Source organism: Legionella waltersii, from assembly GCF_001468085.1.
In the GTDB taxonomy this organism is placed as follows: domain Bacteria; phylum Pseudomonadota; class Gammaproteobacteria; order Legionellales; family Legionellaceae; genus Legionella; species Legionella waltersii.
Genome location: NZ_LNZB01000034.1, coordinates 1 through 996, shown reverse-complemented (window position 1 = coordinate 996; position 996 = coordinate 1). Strand labels below are relative to the sequence as shown.

Here is a 996-nt window from a genome sequence, read left to right as displayed (position 1 = left end):
TGCAGCGCCTTGAGCTTCCTAAAGACCTCAATTCACTGGAGGGTGTCGTCGCAGGTGCAAACCATACCCTTGTCTTGGGCCGCGACAGCCTCGGAAAATCACTGCTCTTTGCCTGTGGAGACAACCATTCAGGCCAACTGGGGCTGGGGCATCAAAACCACCAGAGCAGCTTGCAGCGCCTTGAGATTCCCAAAGACATCAACTCACTGGAGGGTGTCGTCGCAGGTGCTCAACACACTATTGTCTTTGGACGCGATAGCAAGGGTAAGTCACTGCTCTTTGTCTGTGGAAGAAACAGCTTCGGCGAACTGGGGCTGGGGCATCAAAACATCCAGAGCAGCCTGCAGCGCCTCGAGATTCCTGAAGCACTCAACTCACTGGAGGGTGTCGTCGCAGGTGCTTTCCACACCCTTGTCTTTGGCTGCGACAGCAAGGGCAAGCCAACGCTCTTTGCCTGTGGATACAACGATTATGGCCAACTGGGGCTGGGGCATCAAAACAACGAGAGCAGCCTTACCGTTATCCAAAAACCGGTTATCTGCGACAGCGAAAAATATCGCCTGAAAATGGCAATAGAGCACCACATACAAACGCTGAGCAATGAATCAAGCTGGTTTGGATTGAAAAAAAGCCCTCAGGATAAAATTAAGATACTCAAACAACTGTGTGAAAACCTTGAACAAGTAGATAATGCAAACTCAAAACAAAAGCTCAGGGAGACAATGAGTACCTTTTTAAATGAACATGAACAAACCATCAAAGAGCACCGCCATCCCTTCAGAAAGTGGTGCTTTTTTAGCCCTGAATCCCCCACTCACACCGAGACATTTCTCACTGAGAAAATGAACAGCCTGAACACTTAACTGCTAGTGGCATTTTAAACAATAAAATGCCACTGGTTTTTCTTAGCCTATTGCCTCAATGAAAGGTGTTGCCGAAGGACAAAATAAGTACAGAGTCGTTGCCTCAAAATAGATGTTGCTTTTGAGAGGTTTT

General features: G+C 47.8%; 1 protein-coding gene. It reads left to right on the top strand.

Annotation, left to right across the window (positions count from 1 at the left end; all coding sequences use genetic code 11):
* Window positions 1–863: RCC1 domain-containing protein (locus Lwal_RS06185; RefSeq protein ID WP_476645817.1), on the top strand; the 863-nt coding region annotated here is incomplete at its 5' end.
* Between the last annotated feature and the right edge of the window lie 133 nt (window positions 864–996).